General features: G+C 49.2%; 1 pseudogene. It reads right to left on the bottom strand.

Features of this window, described 5'->3' with window-relative positions:
* Positions 1-230: 230 nt before the first annotated feature.
* A pseudogene (locus tag ACTHUR_RS21740) lies at positions 231-429 on the bottom strand (siroheme synthase CysG); the annotation flags it as partial.

Genomic DNA, 429 nt, shown 5'->3' with positions numbered 1-429 from the left:
GCCTTTGGATTGTGCCTTAAACCTGCAAAACTATACATTCCGTCAACTTCATCACAACAATCAAACCCTCGCCCTCCCCGCCCTGCCTTTCCAACACTACGACATCTGGGGGCTGACCGCACTCATTCTATACGGACTGGCAGAACGTTATCAGCAATATTGCCAAGCTTTTAAATAAGGCAAGGCCGTCTGAAACCAATATTCAGACGGCCTGATTTAATCCATTCTCTTTACGCGGCTTCTTCGAAATATTCGATACCTTCTCCGAACCATTTCATCTCATTGCGCAGGGCAACCACTTCGCCAATTACCATTAAAGCCGGACGCTCCGCTTCGGCGGCCAACAAGCCTAAATCTTTCAGACTGCCTGTCCGCACGGTCTGATTCGGTAAAGTCCCATTGGAAATCACGGCAACGGGTGTAGAAGGC

This window comes from Neisseria sp. P0021.S007, assembly GCF_051956855.1.
This window is presented reverse-complemented; position numbering and strand designations above follow the sequence as displayed.